Below are 17,060 nucleotides of genomic sequence, written 5' to 3'. Positions count from 1 at the left end.
GCGAGGCTACATTTGAGTAGGCTCGATTTCGGTCTCCGAGGGACTGAGTGGATAAAGTTCCTCCGGCGCTATCTCCTCTCCTGATTGAGAAGAGTGAGTATCGCTCCTCCTGTCAGGAACCTCTTCAGGTAGTTCCTGCCAGAACAGCGTTTGTTGGGCTGCCAGCATTCCCATTTCTGGTCCGGTCAGGGCTGGCTGGACCGGCATGCTCGATATAGCGATCTGGACATCGCCCCCAAAGACTCCCAGTTGCTGATTTATTTTGCGCAACGCCTTCCAGAAAGCCAGCATTTGCTGCCAGACTGGCTGGATGTCGGGCGCCAGTACGCTCCCCAACAGGAGGAAAAGGGGGATGAACTTGCTCAACACCATCCATTCCCACGCCGTAGCTCCAGGGATCATGCCCAGGTACCCTAAATTCTGAACATCAATATGGAAGAGATTCAGCAGGACAAAACAACTGGGCAGGACAGTCAAAATGCTGCAAAAGATGGTGCGCCTGGTCTGGAATTCAGAGCAGGTTACTATGCAGATAGCCAGAATGTAGGCCAGGGTGCTCCATTGGTACTCAAATACCTGTTCATAGAAACAGAGAAAATAAGTGATATAGAAGAGCGCGGCCTTGGGCAAGGCGATCCTTTTGAGCATCCCTAAAAAGACGATTACAGCCAGCACAATATCCTGTATAGCATGATAAATAAAATCCGGCCACTGCGTCCTGTAATGCAGGAGGGCTGACAGGGTAATAATTTGATTGGGGCCAAGAGTACCCGACAGGTTAAAGTTGGTAATGAGATTATCAGTATAGTATTTGCCAACCCCACCAGAAAGGTAGAGCAGCGTCACGGCTCCAAAGCATCCAACACCTATGAGCGCCTGCTTCCAACGTCCCTTCAAAATTAATGTCGGAATCAGTAAAATACCGATGGGCTTTACAAACATCCCGCATATATAGCAGACCCCGGACCACATGCCTGATCCCTTCTTAACCAGCAGGATCAACATTAAGAAGAGGAAGAAGTTCAGGGCGAAGTGAAACTGCCAGGCAGCCAGTTCCAGATAGTTACTAAAGTTGGTCAGGATGATAAAGGCGGCCAGACCGACATATTTATGTTCACGAAAATTCCAGACAAAGTAGGCGACCAGCAGAAGCGTCAGAATGGCTTTGATTCCTAGCCAGATATATGGCGATTGCTCAGGACTGAAGAGAGCCAGCAAGGAACCAACGGTAAGGGTGAATAGAGGATGATAGACATTGGAGTTGGCAAAGTTTGGTCGAGCATACTGCACCCCACCCGGCAGAGGGTCCCCGGTCAGGCTACCTCCATGCCAGAAAGCCCATGCCCCGTTGGGCAACTGGTAAAAATCGATACCCTTCGCCCCTTCGTGCAAAGCGGCACCACTAAAAAAGACATTAAACCATCCGGTCCACACCACCGAGACCAGAAACAGGATGTAAATACATACTCCCAGGTAGTACAATCCGTATGTTTTCAACCGGTGCCGTATCTCTTCCATTCTTTGCTCCGCCATTATATGTATCGCAAAACAGCCAGCCATTCATTGTTATAACCTTATACTCCCCCTCCACACAGTGATCAGCCATTGGCGTTTATGGTCAGATATTTATTGTTGAGTTATTTTAACTTAAGCTTTATTAAATGTACAGATGCAAGAAAAAAGAATCGCATTGTATTGTGTTACAAGAAACACACACGCTCCTTGTAACACAATAAGATTACCGACTGGTATAGCGAACCGGGCGACCGCTACCGGGACGCGCCAGGCAGATATCATGTTCAAAGGCCAGTTGACCACGTACAAAAACCCGTTGGATCTTGCCTTTGATTTTTGTACCAGCAAATGGCGTCCAGCCACACTTCGACAATACCTGCTCGTTGCTGATCTCGTATAGCTGTTGTGGATCAATCAACACGATATCCGCGTCTTTACCCACTTCCAGCGCGCCCTTGTCCTGTAAACCAAAGATGCGTGCAGGATTGGTGACACAGCGCTTGATGATCTCGTTGAGGGCTATCCTGCCTTCCTGGGCGGCGTTAAAGAGCAGAGGTAACATAGTCTGAACGCCCGTCATACCAGAAGGCGCCTTTTGATAGGGCTGCATCTTCTCCTCTTTTGTATGCGGCGCATGATCCGTACCAATGGTGTCGATGACATCGAAATAGCGCCATAGCGCTTCTTGATCGCTCTTGCTGCGCAGAGGAGGATTGACCTTGCCGAAATTGCCCAGCCGTTGCTGATCAGCTTCAGTCAGGAAGAGGTGCAGCGGAGTTACCTCGCAGGTGACGCGTACCCCTTTCTGCTTTGCCTCCTGAATTAGCTCTAGCTCACGCTGAGTCGTGGTATGGGCGATATGCAGACGACGGCCAACCTTTTCAGCGATGGCCAGGGCACGGCTCAACGCGATCTGCGCGCTTAAGGGAGGTCGGGCCCGATTGTGCTCGGTACTCCCCTGCGCGCCAAAATAAAGCAGCGATTGCTCATCCTCAGCATGCACAGCGATCGGCTTATCAAGAGGAAAGGTCGAGAAGTGCCGGAAGATAGGCGAGAACTCAGTCACCAGCAGCGAGCCGGTCGAGGAACCCATATAGAGCTTCATGGCTGCTACCTGGTCAGCTACGGAAGCCGCCTCCTCGATATTGTTATCGGTTGCCCCAAAATAAAAGCCATAATCAACAACTGCCTTCGGCGCCACCAGCGCCATCTTCTCCTGTAGATGCGCTCGGCTATCGGTTGGTGGCTGCGTATTCGGCATGTCCAGAATGGTGGTGACCCCGCCCGCCAGCGCGGCCCGCGTTCCGCTTAGAAAGTCCTCTTTATGTGTACCGCCGGGATCACGAAAATGAACATGCGAATCGATAAAGCCGGGTAGCACCATCATTCCTTCGGCTTCAATCACCTGCTCGTCCGGCTCAGGCACGAGTTGCGCGGCCAGTTCGCTAATCTTCTCACCTTGTGTGCGCACATCTAACCGTACAGGACCATCCGTCAGCACAACAATACCATTCCTGATCAACATATCTCATTCTCCTCGCTTAATATATCGCCAAATCAGGGTAAATCATCACACCATTGCCATATGAAAATGTTCACTAAAGGATGCTTGCTGTCTGGCAATACCGGCGCAGTCGTGTCGGTATTGCCAGACAGCATAATAAAGAGATTGAGGATGCCTCGCTCCCCAGGTAACACACAGACAGAGCATAGGTCTATTTTCAAAATACCGATTTCCTATTATACTGGAAACGTTGATTTACTGCGTACCCAGCTTGAAAGATAGAGAACCAATGCTATTTAAAACCCTCATTCGTCCAGTCATGTTTCGTGCCTCCGCCAACGATCCAGAAATCGCCCATCACTGGTTGATGGGGCGCATGGCCACGCTTTCTCACAGTCAGACCATCCTCAAAATTATTGAGGCCACCAACGCCTATAAATCATCGGCGCTGGAACGCGATGTCTTTGGCGTCCATTTCCCCAATCCAGTCGGACTGGCCGGTGGCTTCGACAAAAATGGGATCGCGCTCCCCGCCCTGGCCGCGCTTGGCTTTGGTTTTATTGAAGCTGGTACCGTCACACGCTATGCCCAGCCGGGCAATGCCCGTCCGCGCATCTTTCGGCTCTCGGAGGATAACGCCCTCATCAACCGTATGGGCTTCCCCAACGATGGGGCCGATGCCATCCACGCCCACCTATCCCAGTCACCCAAACCAGGGATACCAATCGGCTGGAGCATCGGCAAATCAAAGATTACACCGCAAGAGGAGGCCATTGAGGATTACCTCTATTCACTGCATAAGCTCTATGATTTCGCGGATTTCTTTACCGTCAATGTCAGTTCCCCCAACACCCCCGGCCTGCGCCAGTTGCAGGATAAGGAGCCACTGGACCGCCTCTTGCAGGCGATTGTACAGGAGTCGGAAGCCATCGCGCAGAAAACAGGCAGTTCGGCCAAAGCGGTGCTGGTCAAGATCGCTCCCGATCTAACGGAGAGCCAGCTAGACGATGTAATCGAGGTCTGTCTCAATCGCCATGTACGCGGCATCATCGCCACCAATACCACGCTGGCCCGTACGGGTCTGCGCCACAACACATCCGAGAGCGGCGGACTCAGCGGCCGTCCCCTCCACCAACGCTCACTGGAAGTAATCCGCTATCTCAACCAGCAGTTGCAGAACAAGATCCCCATCATAGGCGTTGGTGGCATCTTTGGACCCGACGATGCGAAAAGAACGCTGGATGCCGGAGCCAGCCTGATTCAAATCTATACCAGCTTCATCTATGAAGGCCCCGGCATCATCAAACGCATCAATCGAGAGCTCGCACGCTCTTAAGGCTTCAGGGAAAGTTTCGAGCAGCTTATTCAATGATAGCGATCACACGCAAAGGGCTGCCCGAGCCTTTAAGAATTTTGAGCGGGGCAGCGATCACGATCGCGCCTGTGGCTGGGAGTTGATCCAGGTTGGTAAGGCTGGTCAATCCGAAGCGGCCAGAGCCATGCAGAGAGGTATGCATAGGAAATGGTGGATTAAAACCTCCGGCCTGCCCGGCATCGGTGCCGACGGTCTCAACTCCCAGTCCCAGGATGTCGCGCTCAGTAATTAAGAACTGGATACACTCTTGCTGCAGGCTGGGTGAATGGGCCCCATCATCCTGTATATTCAAGAAAGCCTTGCACCCCTGACGCTGGCTCCAACCGGTATGCAATAACACCCAGGCACCAGAGGGAATCCGACCATGCTGGCCCTCCCAGCGCACTACATCATCTTTCGAGAGCAAGAAATCTGGATCTCGGGCCACTTCAGCGGTAACGTTGATTACGCAGGCCGGACCAACAAATTTGCGAACGGGGATGGTATCGGTCGAGTTATTGGGCAGGTCCTTACCCGTAATCCAGTGGATCGGCGCATCGAAGTGCGTACCTGTATGCTCTCCCAGGTTGAGCACATTCCAGTACCAGGCTGGACCACGCTCATCATAATGCGATATCTCCGTCAGGCTCAGGCTAGGAGAGGGCGCGAACATCGGCGGCAGATCGATCACCGGCGTTTCGGGTTCCAGCAATGAGGTCAGATCGATTACCTTGAGCAGACCGGTCTGTAGTCCTTCCAGAAACTGTGCCAGGATACTTTTCGGGGCGGTGCTCATGAATTGCTCCTTCTTTGAGATATGCTCTACGCTAGCTGATGGTAGCAGGATTGTACGGGATTACTTAGCGAGAGAGGGCCATTTCCGCCAGCTTGCGCTTGAACTGAAAGCGATTTTCCAGCAGCGGCAAGTCCATCTGAAACGATTTAGGGCCTATAGCCTCGACCTTCGAGACCACAGTGGTCATTCCGCCGGTCGATAGCGCCTGCTGAACGGCGTCATTCAAGCTCGCCGGAGTATCGGCCTCCTTAACTACGGGTATGCCAGAAGCGCGGGCGATGCCAGCCAGATCCGTGCCGGTCGCGGTCGCCGTAGGGAAGCCGCCAACCGAGAGCAGGCTTTCATTATCAAAGACGATATGCAGCAGGTTAGCAGGCCGGTAGCGGGCCATCGTACTAAGGGTGCCCAGATTCATGAGCAGTGAGCCATCACCATCCATTACAATCACTTTGTGCCGGGGCATGGATAAAGCGATCCCTAGCCCCATTGAGGACGCCAATCCCATGGCATGCTGCAGATAGAAGAAGTTGTGGCGATGTCCCAGACTATACAATTCAGCAGCCACCGCCCCCATGATGGTGACCACAATATGGTCCTGAATATCGGGATAAATAGCCTTCAAGGCATCAGATCGCAGCATGTTCAGTCCTCCCACATCAATTCACGTGACAACAAGATCGCGACCGGATGTAGCGCGGAATGAGCCAGCGTCTGCGCGTCTTTGATGCGGCGATCGATATCCGCCGCGCTATTCAGATGCCAGACAGGAATATTCAAGGCGCGCAAGATGGGTTCAGTTACCAGGCCACCCTGCGTCTGCCAGGCATCCTTTTCCCCCATGTGTCCCCTGTAACTTATAAGCATGACGAGAGGGATTTTGCACAAAAGGGCCAATGAAACGATCGGATTGATGGCCGCCAGAAAGCCATGATTCTGCATCAACAGCGCACTATTCACCCCGGCCAGATGAGCCCCTGCGGAGATACCGATGGCCTCCTCCTCTTTGGCGATGCGTATCAGTTGCATATCCGGATCGTCATCAGCCATGCGTATAAGGTGTACCAGCCACGTCTCCGGCAGAGCCGAAATAATTTTCACATCACAGGCTTTGAGCGCATTATAGATCAGCCTGGAATTGGAAACAGAAACAGGCAAACTGGCCTCCTATCTATACAAGAGTGAAGCATAAGAGAGGAACAGCTAACAAAAGCACTTTAACGGTTTGAAATCAGTATAACATAAAGGTCTGAGGCAAATAATATACCCTCGTAAGGAGAAATATACAGCCCTTGCGCAATCTGACTGTAAATAGATGTTAGCTATGATAAACACCATATGAGCGAGCAGTTCATCATTGAACTGCTCGCTCATATGGTTTACTGATATTATAATATATTTTTTGGACTTCTGCAGCCTATATTGCCATTATTGAGCGGGCTGCTGAATAATCTGTGACAGAGCGGTCTTCACCAGGCTGGATGGGATGGCGAAGCCAACACCATTGGCCGGCGTGTTTGACTCGGTATTGATGGCGGTCAATGTTGGGATGCCAATCAGCTCACCCTGCTCATTGATCAGGGCGCCACCGCTATTACCAGGATTAATGGCGGCATCGGTCTGAATAGCGTTGTTGATGGTGACGGTGTTCGACTCGCTGACGCTGCGGTTGAGGGCGCTAATGATGCCACTGGTAACGGTCTCAGTGATGCCCAGTGGATTACCAACGGCCAGGACATTCTGTCCCACGGTCAGTCTGGTTGAGTCGCCAATCGTGGCAACGACCATCTTCGCAAAGGGCTGCACATGCACCACAGCCAGGTCGTCCTGGGCGGCGGTACCAACCAGTTGAGCCGTCATCGAGCGACCATCATACAAGACCACTTTGATCGTCTGGGCACCATCGACAACATGGTTGTTGGTAATAATATCGCCATTTTTATCAATGATTACGCCCGAACCCAGTTGCTGTCCCTGGTTGGTGGTGACGTCCAGTTCAACGACCGATGGCTTGATCTTCTCAATCGCGGTTTCTCGCTGCGTTTGAGGCAAGGTTGAGCTCACCGTCACATTTGACGAACCAGAACTCGTCGTCGAATGGGTAGTGGTCGTTGTAGCCACGCTACCGCCTGCATACTGCCAGCCAGCAAACAGTCCAACCCCGAAGATAGCCATTAATACAACAGTTAACAAGAATATCGAACCGGTACGCATACCTGAGGATTTCTTAGGCGCAGGCCGTGGTGTAGGAGGCTGCGGTGCCGGATCCTGCGGCGCCCCGCCTCCCTGCTGCCCATATTGGGGCGAAACTAACCTCTGAGGTTGCTGCCCATAATAGGGACCCTGCTGCCAACCACCTCCCTGCTGCCCATATTGGGGCGAGGCTGGCCTCTGAGGCTGCTGCCCATAGTAAGGGGCTGTATGATCTATTACGGCAGGAACGGTCTCGGGCCGCGGCACGTATGGTCTATAAGTTGGAGCATATTCATTTTCTTCGTCCCTAAACATAGCTCTTACCTTCTGTTTTTTCTCTCTAGCACGATTTAAGATTACTTTTCGGTACACATTCTTTCGTAGTTTCTCTATTTCTAAGATAGACCAGAATAATCAAATAAGTTCCACACAAATGTAAAATGAATGTAAGAAACTACGTTGCTCCAAATTGGGCACGACCAAAGAGAATGAGGAGGGAAATACCGTGCAGTCATTTCCCCCCATATAGCACGATCAAACGTCGATCTGTAATATACACGCTCTATGCGCCGGTTTTTTTCTGACGCTCCATCTCTCTCAACGCAATTCTACGAATCTTGCCCGAAATGGTTTTGGGCAGAGAATCCACAAACTCGATCTCACGCGGATACTTATACGGCGCGGTCACACGTTTGACGTGATCCTGCATTTCAGTAGCCAGCGCCGGGGATGGCTGATAGCCGGGGGCCAGAACTACATATGCCTTGACGATCTCGCCGCGCATAGCGTCAGGGCTGGCGATAACAGCCGACTCGACCACGGCGGGATGCTCTTTGAGGGCACTTTCAACCTCGAAAGGTCCAATGCGATAACCGGCGGAGATAATGACATCGTCGGCCCGACCGACAAACCACAGATAGCCATCTTCATCTTTATAAGCGCGATCGCCCGTGATATACCAGTCCCCTCGAATGCTGGCGGCGGTCGCCTCAGGATTCTGCCAGTACTCTTTGAACATCCATTTCGGCCGTTCGGGCTTGACGCGTACCGCGATATCGCCTTCCTGCATCGGTGGCAATTCGTTCCCTTCGTGGTCGATAACGCTGACATCGAAGCCAGGAGACGGCTTGCCCATTGAGCCAGGCTTAACCTGCAGCGAAGGGAAATTAGCGCACAACAGCACTGTTTCGGTCTGCCCATATCCGTCGCGAATCGTCAGACCGGTATGCTGTTCCCACATACGAATCACCTCGGGATTCAGTGGCTCGCCGGCGCCAACGCAGTGACGTAGAGCCTTCGGCTTGTGCGTCTTGAGATAGGCCAGAGGCTCATCCAGCACCAGCATACGATAGACGGTTGGAGGCGCACAGAGGGTGGTAATAGGGTAGGTATGCAACATGTCCAGCGTCTCATTAGCGCTGAACTTGCCACGCGCATCCTGGATAAACATGGCCGCGCCCATCACCCAGGGACCGAAGAGGTTGCTCCAGGCAGCTTTCGCCCAACCAAGCTCGCTCACATTCCAATGCAGGTCATCCTCGTGCAGGTCCAGCCAATATTTTCCGGTGATAGTGTGTCCAAGAGGATAGCTGGTATGGGTGTGCAGCACCATTTTGGGATAGCCAACGGTACCCGAGGTAAAGTAGATCAGGCATGGATCATCGCTCCTGATCTCCGGCGCCACATAATCGAAACCGACATCCTCTAACGCGCTACGATAATCGATCCATTCAGCATTTGCAATCGCCTGATTTTGATCGTTGACCAGCACCAGATGCTTGAGTGAGGAACAGTCAGCGCGCACCTGGTCAACTTTGAGCATGCCTTCGCTATCGGTAATGATTCCCTGCACCTCAGCGATGTTGGCGCGATACTGGATATCACCAGGTGTGAGCAAGGTGGTGCAAGGGATCGCAATGGCACCGATCTTCATCAGGCCCAGGATACTTTCCCACCACTCGGTCAGCCGTGGCAACATCACCAGTATACGATCGCCTTTTTGAATCCCCTGCTGTGTAAAAAGTTGCGCGGCCTGGCTGGAGCGCATCGCGAAATACTCAAAGGTCAACCGCCTCTCCTCGCCGGTAGGACCCACCCACAGCATCGCCAGCTTATCGGGGTCCCGCGCCCACTTCCCAATTACATCAACGGCAAAGTTAAAATGTTCAGGAACATCGATCTGAAAACGCATCCGCTCGACTTCATAGTCAAGCATATGTGGGCCTTTAGACTGAGAACCAGACTCAGGTGTAGCCATGTTTCTACAACCTCCTTGGGCAACGATACCAAACAATACAAACAACAGTGTTTACAATTGCCTCTACTAGCATACCATGAAGATGCCGCAAACTTGTATCCTGGACCATTTCATGATCAACCTGCACATACCTGAAGTCTCCATCTTTTGGATGAAGACAAGCACATTCGTGTGCCCTATACTCACAGTACAAAGGCTTAATAGAAACAAGGAGGCAACTGCCATGATTGATGCGTTCAACATTGTTCAGCGTCGGCAAGCCTGGTGGATTGTGCTACTTGAAGGGATCGCAGCCTTCATACTGGGTTTGTACCTCATCATCTCACCGTTTAAAGCTATCATTCTTATTGCTACCGCAATTGGTTTCTATCTGCTGGTCATGGGCGTTCTGGCGCTGATAGATGCATTTACCCATGAGAGCCCTTCAAGGGGATGGAAGGCTGTTTCCGGGGCCGCCGGCATTATTGGAGGCATCCTGGTTGTGATGAAGCCACTCTTTGGGGCCGCCCTTATCCCATCCATCCTGATCCTCTACCTGGCCATTCTCTGTCTGATCCACGGCTTAACGCAGTTGATCAGCGGAATACGAGGGGCCGGATCGGAAGCCGTCAGCGTCGGGGTGCTCAGTATCGTCCTGGCTGCGATTCTCTTTATCGTTTTTCCGCTGGTGGTGGCCGCGCTCCCATTCTTGCTGGGCATCTGTGGCATCATCGGGGGGATCTTGCTGACGGTAATAGCCTTCAGGATGCGGCCACAGCAGATGCAGACACAGCCGCCATATCCTCAGACACCTCAATCCTGGACATAAGCAACGCTTTAACACGAAGGCGGTGCGACATCGTAAGTCAGGTGAACAAATCTACGCTCCGGCCGGGGGATTAACGCCCCTCGGCCTCACTGTGTGTCGAGCTACCTGCAAGGCTATAGAGCCAGTTTGAACGGGCGCGCGCGAGCAGAGTATCGCCGCGCCAGACCTGTTGATAGCGCGTAAAGGATTTGCCCGCGGATGGGAAGTCGTCAAACCAGGTTCTAATCTCCAGCTTTTCTCCCAGGCGCGCACTCTCCAGGTATTCAATATCATACTGACGAGCCGCCAAAATGGCCGTCTCAGGGGTCATGTCCGCGCGAGTGTAGATCTCCCAGGCCGCGTTATCCAGGATCTCGACATAGGCGGCGTTATTCATATGCTTCATCAGATCGATATCCGAGAAGCGAACGCGATAGGTGGTTGTCTCAGGGGCGCCCTGTGGCATGGGCGCGAAGGAGGCTTCAGGGCTGGGAGCAACAGGTCCGTCGGGCAACCAGATGGCGGCCGTCCCTTCTGGCAGGCGAGTTGGCCGGCCACGCTTATCGACATAGACCCAAAGCGAATGCGCGCTGATTACAGGCTGATCCTGAGGAGCTCCGGCGATGCGCGCCTCGTAGCCACGCTGCGCGGTAATGCGTGAGAAGCCCATACCATAGGTCTGCATCTCCAGGCGCGTATGCATCTGGACGGGGGCGGTGAAATCGATCATCGTACGCTTAATAATCCAATAACCATCTCCTGGCAGTTGAATATCCTCGGCATCCAGGGCCGCGATATCCTGCATATACCGTAAAAACGCGCTCGGGGTAAGGTGGCCATAACAATCGCCTTCATCGTAACGGGCTGTATATGTATGGCTGAATTGTCGTCTCATCATCTCTGCTCCGATTTTGATACGCAGATGTGTGCAGCAAGCTGGCACATCTGGCAAATTTCGTTGTTCCTGCTTCATCGACCAATGCCATGGCACCGGGCCTTGAGATCAGCTACCGGTTTCGGTCTCACACAGTCTCCACAGGCGCTTTTACGTTGGGCCAGAGCCACTATCCACAACGGGAACGCGAATCGCTTCTCCGAGCATGCGGCAGGCTTCACGTTCCAAGTTTCGTGCCGCATTCAAGTCACGGTCTATCACTACACCGCATTTCAGACAGCAATAGGTGCGATATTTCAACGGCATGCGCTTCTTCACATGCCCACACCCAGAGCATCTCTTGGTCGAGGGGAAGAACCGATCCACGACAATGGCCTGCCCTCCCACCGCCTGCATTTTGGTGGCAAAGAATTGGAGCAACTGGCCGAGTCCGGCGTCTGCCATCGCTCTGGCCAGCTTCCGGTTTTTGAACATGCCTTTGATATGGAGGTCTTCCAGTCCCACCACGCTACACGTCTGAGCCATCTCGGTGGTCAGCTTGTGATGACTATTTCGCCGCATGTTGGCTATCTCGCCGTGCAAGCGAGCCAGTTTTACCCTGGCCTTCTCGCGGTTCTTGCTGCCCTGTTTGGTTTGGGGATCATAGTGTTTGCGACTCAACGAGCGCGAAAGACGTTTCAGCTTCTTGATCTGCCTGGACAACGGTTTGTGGTTTTTAAATCGCCGACCATCGCTCACAATCGCTGCTTCTTTGATGCCCACATCAACGCCGACGAGTGGATGTGGATTGACCACAGAGACAGTGGGGATTTCCACGTGAATGCTCACGTACCAATGACCGCCAGACAGGCCAATCGTCGCCCCCAGGATTTTGACAGAAGAACAGAGCACATGCTTGCGCTCATTGCGCCATTTGCCAGATGTCTTTGCATAATCAGCACTCACGAAGCGCAGCGACTCCGCCATGTTGATCTTCCCCAGGCCACGCTTGTACTTTGTCTTGTTGCGGATCTTCTGGGGCAGCATTCCATCGGCTTGCTGCTTGTCCAGAAGAAACTGACCTAACACCGGGACAACGATCCAATGGTCCCCAACCGAAAATTTATCATTGGCAACGTAGAAAGACTCCCGACTCCTGTTCTTCTTTTTGAAGGTGGGGTAGGTGTTCTGTCCCTTGAAGAAGCGGGAGAAGGCATCTCCCAAATCCTCAAAGGCACCTTCAATCACACATTTGGTGACCGCAAAGGTCCAGGGGAATTCCCTGGCTCGGATGGCTTGAAACTGTTTCTTGAGGGTGTGGGCTGTGGGCTTCTTCTCCCGCTTGCCTTCCTGGTACTCCTGATAGTGCGTGTTCCATTCAGCCAGACCCCAGTTGTAGACAAATCGACGCGTACCTGCCGCCCGTCGAAGATAGTCTTCTTGCTCAGGCGTTGGGTGCAGGCGAATCTTGTGGGCTTTGATTGTGGTCGTTGCCATGAGCCAGCGCCTCCTTCACCGTTTTTCGGTAGTTCCCCAAACCATACAGCCGGCTCGAAAAGCAGTGTAAAATCGTGAGCAAATCCTGCGTGAGCTCTTGCTCTGGACTGAGTGACGGTGTATTCATCACCAGGAGTTCGCACTGATGCATCTCACACAAGTGCTCGATAAGCGGGAAGCCAAAGCGAGCCAATCGATCCCTGTGGGCAATGACGAGCATTCCCACATCACCAGCAATGATACGATCTACCACGGCAAGAAACTTTTTGCGCTCAAAGTTGAGACCGCCACCAATTTCTTCAAGCCATTCATCAACAACCAGTCCGCGAGCCGCACAGAACTGCTCAAGATGGTGCCGCTGATTCATGAGATCGGGCTTTTGTGCTGGGCTGGAAACACGGCAGTAGACAAGACACCGCTTCTTTTGTGGGCTTTTTTCCAGCCCGAGCACCAGAGTGAGGTCTTCATCGGTAAAGTAGCGCTGATTCGTAACGGTGCGATGCGCCTTGAGTCGGCCTTCGCGGTCCCATCGCTGCAACGTCTTGGGAACGACCCCTACCAGTTTTGCAAATTCACCAAGTGTGTACATAAACGTAGAATAACACACAAACACACACAATTCAACTATCTAGTACCATCTCCTTCACTGGCTTTCCTTGATTATAAGCCACAGGCTCTGGCTTCCGCCACACAGGAATAACCAGGGTTCAGCTTTATCTGCAGCCATTTCCACCCTTCGGATGATGCACCAGGAGAACAGCTTCCTCTATACTACCGATAAAACCGCATAGCTCATAGCCAGCAATCAAACCCAATAAGGAGCGTAGCGATGACCAGAAGAAAGCGCCCGGCACCGCCAACCTATATGCAGCCAACCTACCCACCTAAATTTCCAGGCAAGACACCACCTGTAGAGAAAAAGCCATCGCCATCAAAGCGCGCTAAAGAACCATCAGAGGCCGATAAAGTCACCAGATCAGCCTCCGAGCGCTTATCCAATTTACAAAAACTCGGCGAGTTACACGACTCTGGCGTGCTCAACGACCAGGAATTTGAACGCGAAAAACGGCGCATCCTCGAAAAACCATAGCATCTGAGAATGTATCTGACTCCCTTTCAGGCGGCCGCATACGCGGCCGCCCTTTGGTTTTTTAGGAGTTGGTGCAACTCCTAAAAACAATTGAGCGCCGCAGGCGCGAAACCTACAGCTTTCAGATGCTTTCTGTTAAAATAAACAGGGCGGCTATACTCTCTTGCCCATCTAGCCCTGTAGTGATAATGTAATCACGACTTCCAGAAAGGACTGGTACAAACCAATGGCTTCCCTTAAAAAGGGTGTTTCTCCTGAGGCTCTGCCCGCTGAGCCCGCTCGAGCTTCCTCCTATCAGGCACCTGTGACGATCGCTGATATCTGGCAGGCGCAACAATATTTAAAACCGTTTATTGAGCATACGCCGCTGGTACACTCGCGTACGTTAAGCGAGGCGACGCAGGCACATGTCTATCTTAAATTTGAGCAGATGCAGCGCGGTGGCTCATTCAAGGTGCGAGGCGCGACCTATAAACTTTCCCGTCTTACGGCTGAACAACGCGGGGCCGGCGTGATTACGGCCTCCGCCGGCAACCATGCTCAAGGGGTGGCCATCGCAGCCGCGCAACTACATATCCCCTGTACCATCGTGGTGCCAGAAAACGCACCTCTGACCAAGGTAACGGCCACACAGAAACTCGGGGCGCAGGTCATTCTTTCTGGCGCTACCTACGATGATGCTGTCCAGCATGCCTTGAAGCTACAACAGGAGTCAGGAGCAACCTATGTGCCAGCCTTCGATGATATCGATATCGTCACGGGCCAGGGCACGCTGGGACTGGAGATGCTGGCCGAGGTACCGGAGGCCGAGGTGATCGTGGTGCCAATCGGCGGCGGCGGTCTGATCTCGGGTATCGCGCTGGCGGCGCGGGCGCTGAAGCCTTCGATTACGATTATCGGCGTCGAGGCGGCGGGCGCCGCCAGTATGCGGGCATCATTGAATGCGGGAACATTGCAGACGCTACCCGCGATCACGACGATCGCGGACGGCATCGCCATCAAGCAACCCGGCAAGATCACCTTTCCCATTATTCAGCACCTGGTGGATGACGTAGTGGTAGTCAACGACGAACAGATCATCGACGCGGCTTTGCTGCTGATGGAGCAGCATAAAATCCTGGTTGAAGGTGCAGGGGCAACCGGAGTGGCCGCCCTGCTCAATAGCAGCATAGCGTTGAAGGATAAGCATGTGCTGGTCCCCCTCACCGGCGGCAATCTGGATATCAATCTCCTGGGTCGTTTTACCGAACACGCCCTGGTCAATGCCAGTCGCTATTTTGCCATCCACGTCAGCCTGGCCGATCGGCCCGGTGAACTGGCTCACGTGCTCAATATCGTCGCTAGCATGCGCGTCAATATCATCGACGTTCATTATCAGCGCGTCTCCAGCCAGATGCCATTTATGCAGCACGAGGCGATGATCACGGTCGAAACACGCAACCGGACCCAATGTGAAGAGCTATTGCAGAGCCTGCATGCCGCAGGCTATATCGTTGAAGAGGCGCGCGCCCTTCATTGATCAACCACCGCATCCATTTCTAATTCCTACGACAGAAAGCAAAGAAGAGCCTCCTCACCATCATGAAGGGGCTCTTCTTATCGCTCGCTAGCTACACCAGCAGATCAGTAACAGACAGCGGCACTTCTTCTTTGGTGGCGCCGGTGTCGCGGTTGGTGTTGGACCTGGTTGGGGTCCAGGAGTCGCTACCGGCGTAGATGTGGCCGTACCGGTCGGGGTCGCGCTCGCAGTCGCGGTCGGCGTATCAGTTGGCGTTGGTGTATCGGTCGGCGGCACAGCGGTAAGGTGCGGCAGATCGGTGGTAATCGCCAGGTGAAAGCCGCTGGCCGCAAAGGTATCCGTATTGAGCGAGTGGTCCACCGTCAGGGTTACATTTCTCATCACCAGGCGCGGCACGGTGCCGCCCGCGGCCAGGATGAGCAGATCAGCCTTATTAGCAAAGCTCTTGAGGCCGGTGCCTATATCCCTGAACAGACCCGTTTTGATCGCCACCCCGGTCGCCGTTACCGTCCCGGTCGATGAGAGCAGCAGAGCTGTGCTGTAGAAGGGATGGCTCAGACTAAATCCTTCCATAGTGGCCGAGCTAAAGGTAAGGGTCGGAAATAAAGGATCAGATAATAAGTTCAGGTGCGCGTTCGTACCTATAATCTGGGTCGCCTCCAGTGTATAATCACCGGACGCTGCGAATCCTTGCGCTGTATTATGCGCAGCCGCGCGCACGGTGATGCCGGCATGTGAGAAAGCACTCAGCATATCCTGCGCCTCAGTGGGATGCGCGTAGACTGCCACCGGATCAATAGTCAGCAGCAAGCTCCCAACAAACAGGCAAAATATAAGCATAGCGATACACAGGCGTATCACGCGGTGTCGCACAGAGTACACGTCATCTACTCTCCTTCTATGCTCGAAGCAAGATTGCCCCTTTCTGACAAAAGAAGCAATCCTATGCGTGGAAAAGGTCGTTCATGTGATGAGAGAGTTCGAGGTACCGGGAACCTGCCGGCACAAATCAACAGGGTCCCGGCACAGGATGGGGTATTTCTACTATTTGACCGAGAGCGACAATCCGGGTAGGGTCATACTGTTGGCAATCATGTAGGGCGCGTTGATGGTGATATTGTTCAATGTAGCGGACTGGGCGTCAATCTCAAAGGCATTGCCATTGGCGTTACTGTTGACAGCCTGACCACCAAAGGTGGCCGAATCGGAAGAAAGGCCGGCCAGGTCGGTCGTAAGGCCAGTCGTGGAGACGGGGGTGTTCTGTCCCGCCTTCAGGGTCACCGTCACGTTGCCGATAACTGGCAGAGGCACAGTCTTAGTAATCACCAGGTTCGCGAGCGTGCCGTCAAGCTGGTTCACGGCGACGGGCGACGTGTTATCTGCCTGGGATATGCCTGGATAGAGGCGGAACCTCGTCGTTTTGATTGAGGATGCCGTTACGGTGACGGGCACGGGCACCGCCGCCGCCATAGCGATGGCTCCCTTGCTGATGAGCGTCGTAATACCACCGAGCACTAACAGAGCAACCAGCATGACCGACCAGAAGATTGAACGGTTGACCCTGCCAATAACCGGTTGCTGCTCAAATAGCTGCTGGTCTACGTTAGAAAGATTCGGCTTGTTCAGGCTTTCGCCAATGAAAGGTTCCTGTTGCATAATCTTTTTACACCCGCTTTC

Annotated in this window: 16 protein-coding genes; 4 read left to right on the top strand and 12 right to left on the bottom strand. The window is 53.2% G+C overall.

Translation table 11 applies throughout. The features are described from left to right. Nucleotides 1-6: 6 nt before the first annotated feature. Nucleotides 7-1,518, bottom strand: a complete 1,512-nt coding sequence (locus tag KTT_RS34430) for a glycosyltransferase 87 family protein (protein WP_160146348.1) — start codon at nucleotides 1,516-1,518, stop codon at nucleotides 7-9. A gap of 220 nt (nucleotides 1,519-1,738) precedes the next feature. Next, on the bottom strand, nucleotides 1,739-3,040 hold the full coding sequence (locus tag KTT_RS34425) for a dihydroorotase (RefSeq protein WP_126602585.1): 1,302 nt from the start codon (nucleotides 3,038-3,040) through the stop codon (nucleotides 1,739-1,741). 268 nt (nucleotides 3,041-3,308) lie between these two features. On the opposite strand from KTT_RS34425, the gene KTT_RS34420 reads away from it, so the two are divergent. Then, nucleotides 3,309-4,355, top strand: coding sequence for a quinone-dependent dihydroorotate dehydrogenase (locus KTT_RS34420; RefSeq protein ID WP_126602583.1), 1,047 nt, complete (start codon nucleotides 3,309-3,311; stop codon nucleotides 4,353-4,355). A 25-nt stretch (nucleotides 4,356-4,380) separates the two neighbouring features. Here the strand turns inward: KTT_RS34420 and KTT_RS34415 are convergent, their stop codons facing one another. From KTT_RS34415 to KTT_RS34395, 5 genes are all read right to left on the bottom strand, one after another. Next, nucleotides 4,381-5,169, bottom strand: coding sequence for a cyclase family protein (locus KTT_RS34415; RefSeq protein ID WP_126602581.1), 789 nt, complete (start codon nucleotides 5,167-5,169; stop codon nucleotides 4,381-4,383). A gap of 64 nt (nucleotides 5,170-5,233) precedes the next feature. Continuing rightward, a complete protein-coding gene (locus tag KTT_RS34410) occupies nucleotides 5,234-5,809 on the bottom strand; it encodes a thiamine pyrophosphate-dependent enzyme (protein ID WP_126602579.1) in 576 nt (191 codons plus the stop codon). A 2-nt stretch (nucleotides 5,810-5,811) separates the two neighbouring features. Then, a complete protein-coding gene (locus KTT_RS34405) occupies nucleotides 5,812-6,324 on the bottom strand; it encodes a thiamine pyrophosphate-binding protein (protein ID WP_126602577.1) in 513 nt (170 codons plus the stop codon). Nucleotides 6,325-6,594: 270 nt separating this feature from the next. Next, complete coding sequence (locus KTT_RS34400; RefSeq protein WP_126602574.1) at nucleotides 6,595-7,674, bottom strand: S1C family serine protease; 1,080 nt, start codon at nucleotides 7,672-7,674, stop codon at nucleotides 6,595-6,597. A gap of 247 nt (nucleotides 7,675-7,921) precedes the next feature. Then, nucleotides 7,922-9,616 carry an acetate--CoA ligase gene (locus KTT_RS34395; RefSeq protein WP_218031077.1) on the bottom strand — a complete coding sequence of 565 codons (1,695 nt, stop codon included), beginning with the start codon at nucleotides 9,614-9,616 and terminating at the stop codon, nucleotides 7,922-7,924. A 223-nt stretch (nucleotides 9,617-9,839) separates the two neighbouring features. Here KTT_RS34395 and KTT_RS34390 point away from each other — a divergent pair, with 223 nt between their 5' ends. Then, the gene (locus KTT_RS34390; RefSeq protein WP_160146347.1) at nucleotides 9,840-10,424 is read left to right on the top strand and encodes an HdeD family acid-resistance protein; all 585 of its coding nucleotides are present in this window, start codon (nucleotides 9,840-9,842) and stop codon (nucleotides 10,422-10,424) included. A gap of 70 nt (nucleotides 10,425-10,494) precedes the next feature. Here the strand turns inward: KTT_RS34390 and KTT_RS34385 are convergent, their stop codons facing one another. The 3 genes from KTT_RS34385 to KTT_RS34375 all read right to left on the bottom strand — a co-directional run bounded on the left by KTT_RS34385 (nucleotide 10,495) and on the right by KTT_RS34375 (nucleotide 13,363). Next, complete coding sequence (locus tag KTT_RS34385) at nucleotides 10,495-11,301, bottom strand: acyl-[acyl-carrier-protein] thioesterase (protein WP_160146346.1); 807 nt, start codon at nucleotides 11,299-11,301, stop codon at nucleotides 10,495-10,497. Between the two features lie 147 nt (nucleotides 11,302-11,448). Beyond that, a complete protein-coding gene (locus KTT_RS34380) occupies nucleotides 11,449-12,774 on the bottom strand; it encodes an RNA-guided endonuclease InsQ/TnpB family protein (RefSeq protein WP_126602568.1) in 1,326 nt (441 codons plus the stop codon). Beyond that, a complete protein-coding gene (locus tag KTT_RS34375) occupies nucleotides 12,722-13,363 on the bottom strand; it encodes an IS607 family transposase (RefSeq protein ID WP_126602565.1) in 642 nt (213 codons plus the stop codon). Before KTT_RS34375 ends, KTT_RS34380 begins: the two co-directional genes overlap by 53 nt. A 240-nt stretch (nucleotides 13,364-13,603) precedes the next feature. Between KTT_RS34375 and KTT_RS34370 the strand changes: the two genes are divergently transcribed. After that, a complete protein-coding gene (locus tag KTT_RS34370) occupies nucleotides 13,604-13,864 on the top strand; it encodes an SHOCT domain-containing protein (RefSeq protein WP_126602563.1) in 261 nt (86 codons plus the stop codon). A gap of 226 nt (nucleotides 13,865-14,090) precedes the next feature. Then, complete coding sequence (gene ilvA, locus KTT_RS34365; RefSeq protein ID WP_126602561.1) at nucleotides 14,091-15,383, top strand: threonine ammonia-lyase; 1,293 nt, start codon at nucleotides 14,091-14,093, stop codon at nucleotides 15,381-15,383. 87 nt (nucleotides 15,384-15,470) lie between these two features. On the opposite strand, the gene KTT_RS34360 is transcribed toward ilvA, so the two are convergent. Continuing rightward, on the bottom strand, nucleotides 15,471-16,265 hold the full coding sequence (locus tag KTT_RS34360; RefSeq protein ID WP_126602559.1) for a hypothetical protein: 795 nt from the start codon (nucleotides 16,263-16,265) through the stop codon (nucleotides 15,471-15,473). A 162-nt stretch (nucleotides 16,266-16,427) separates the two neighbouring features. Continuing rightward, complete coding sequence (locus KTT_RS34355; protein ID WP_126602557.1) at nucleotides 16,428-17,039, bottom strand: DUF6230 family protein; 612 nt, start codon at nucleotides 17,037-17,039, stop codon at nucleotides 16,428-16,430. Nucleotides 17,040-17,060: the final 21 nt, after the last annotated feature.

Origin of the sequence: Dictyobacter aurantiacus, from assembly GCF_003967515.1 — a bacterium.
Lineage (GTDB): Bacteria > Chloroflexota > Ktedonobacteria > Ktedonobacterales > Ktedonobacteraceae > Dictyobacter > Dictyobacter aurantiacus.
This window is presented reverse-complemented; position numbering and strand designations above follow the sequence as displayed.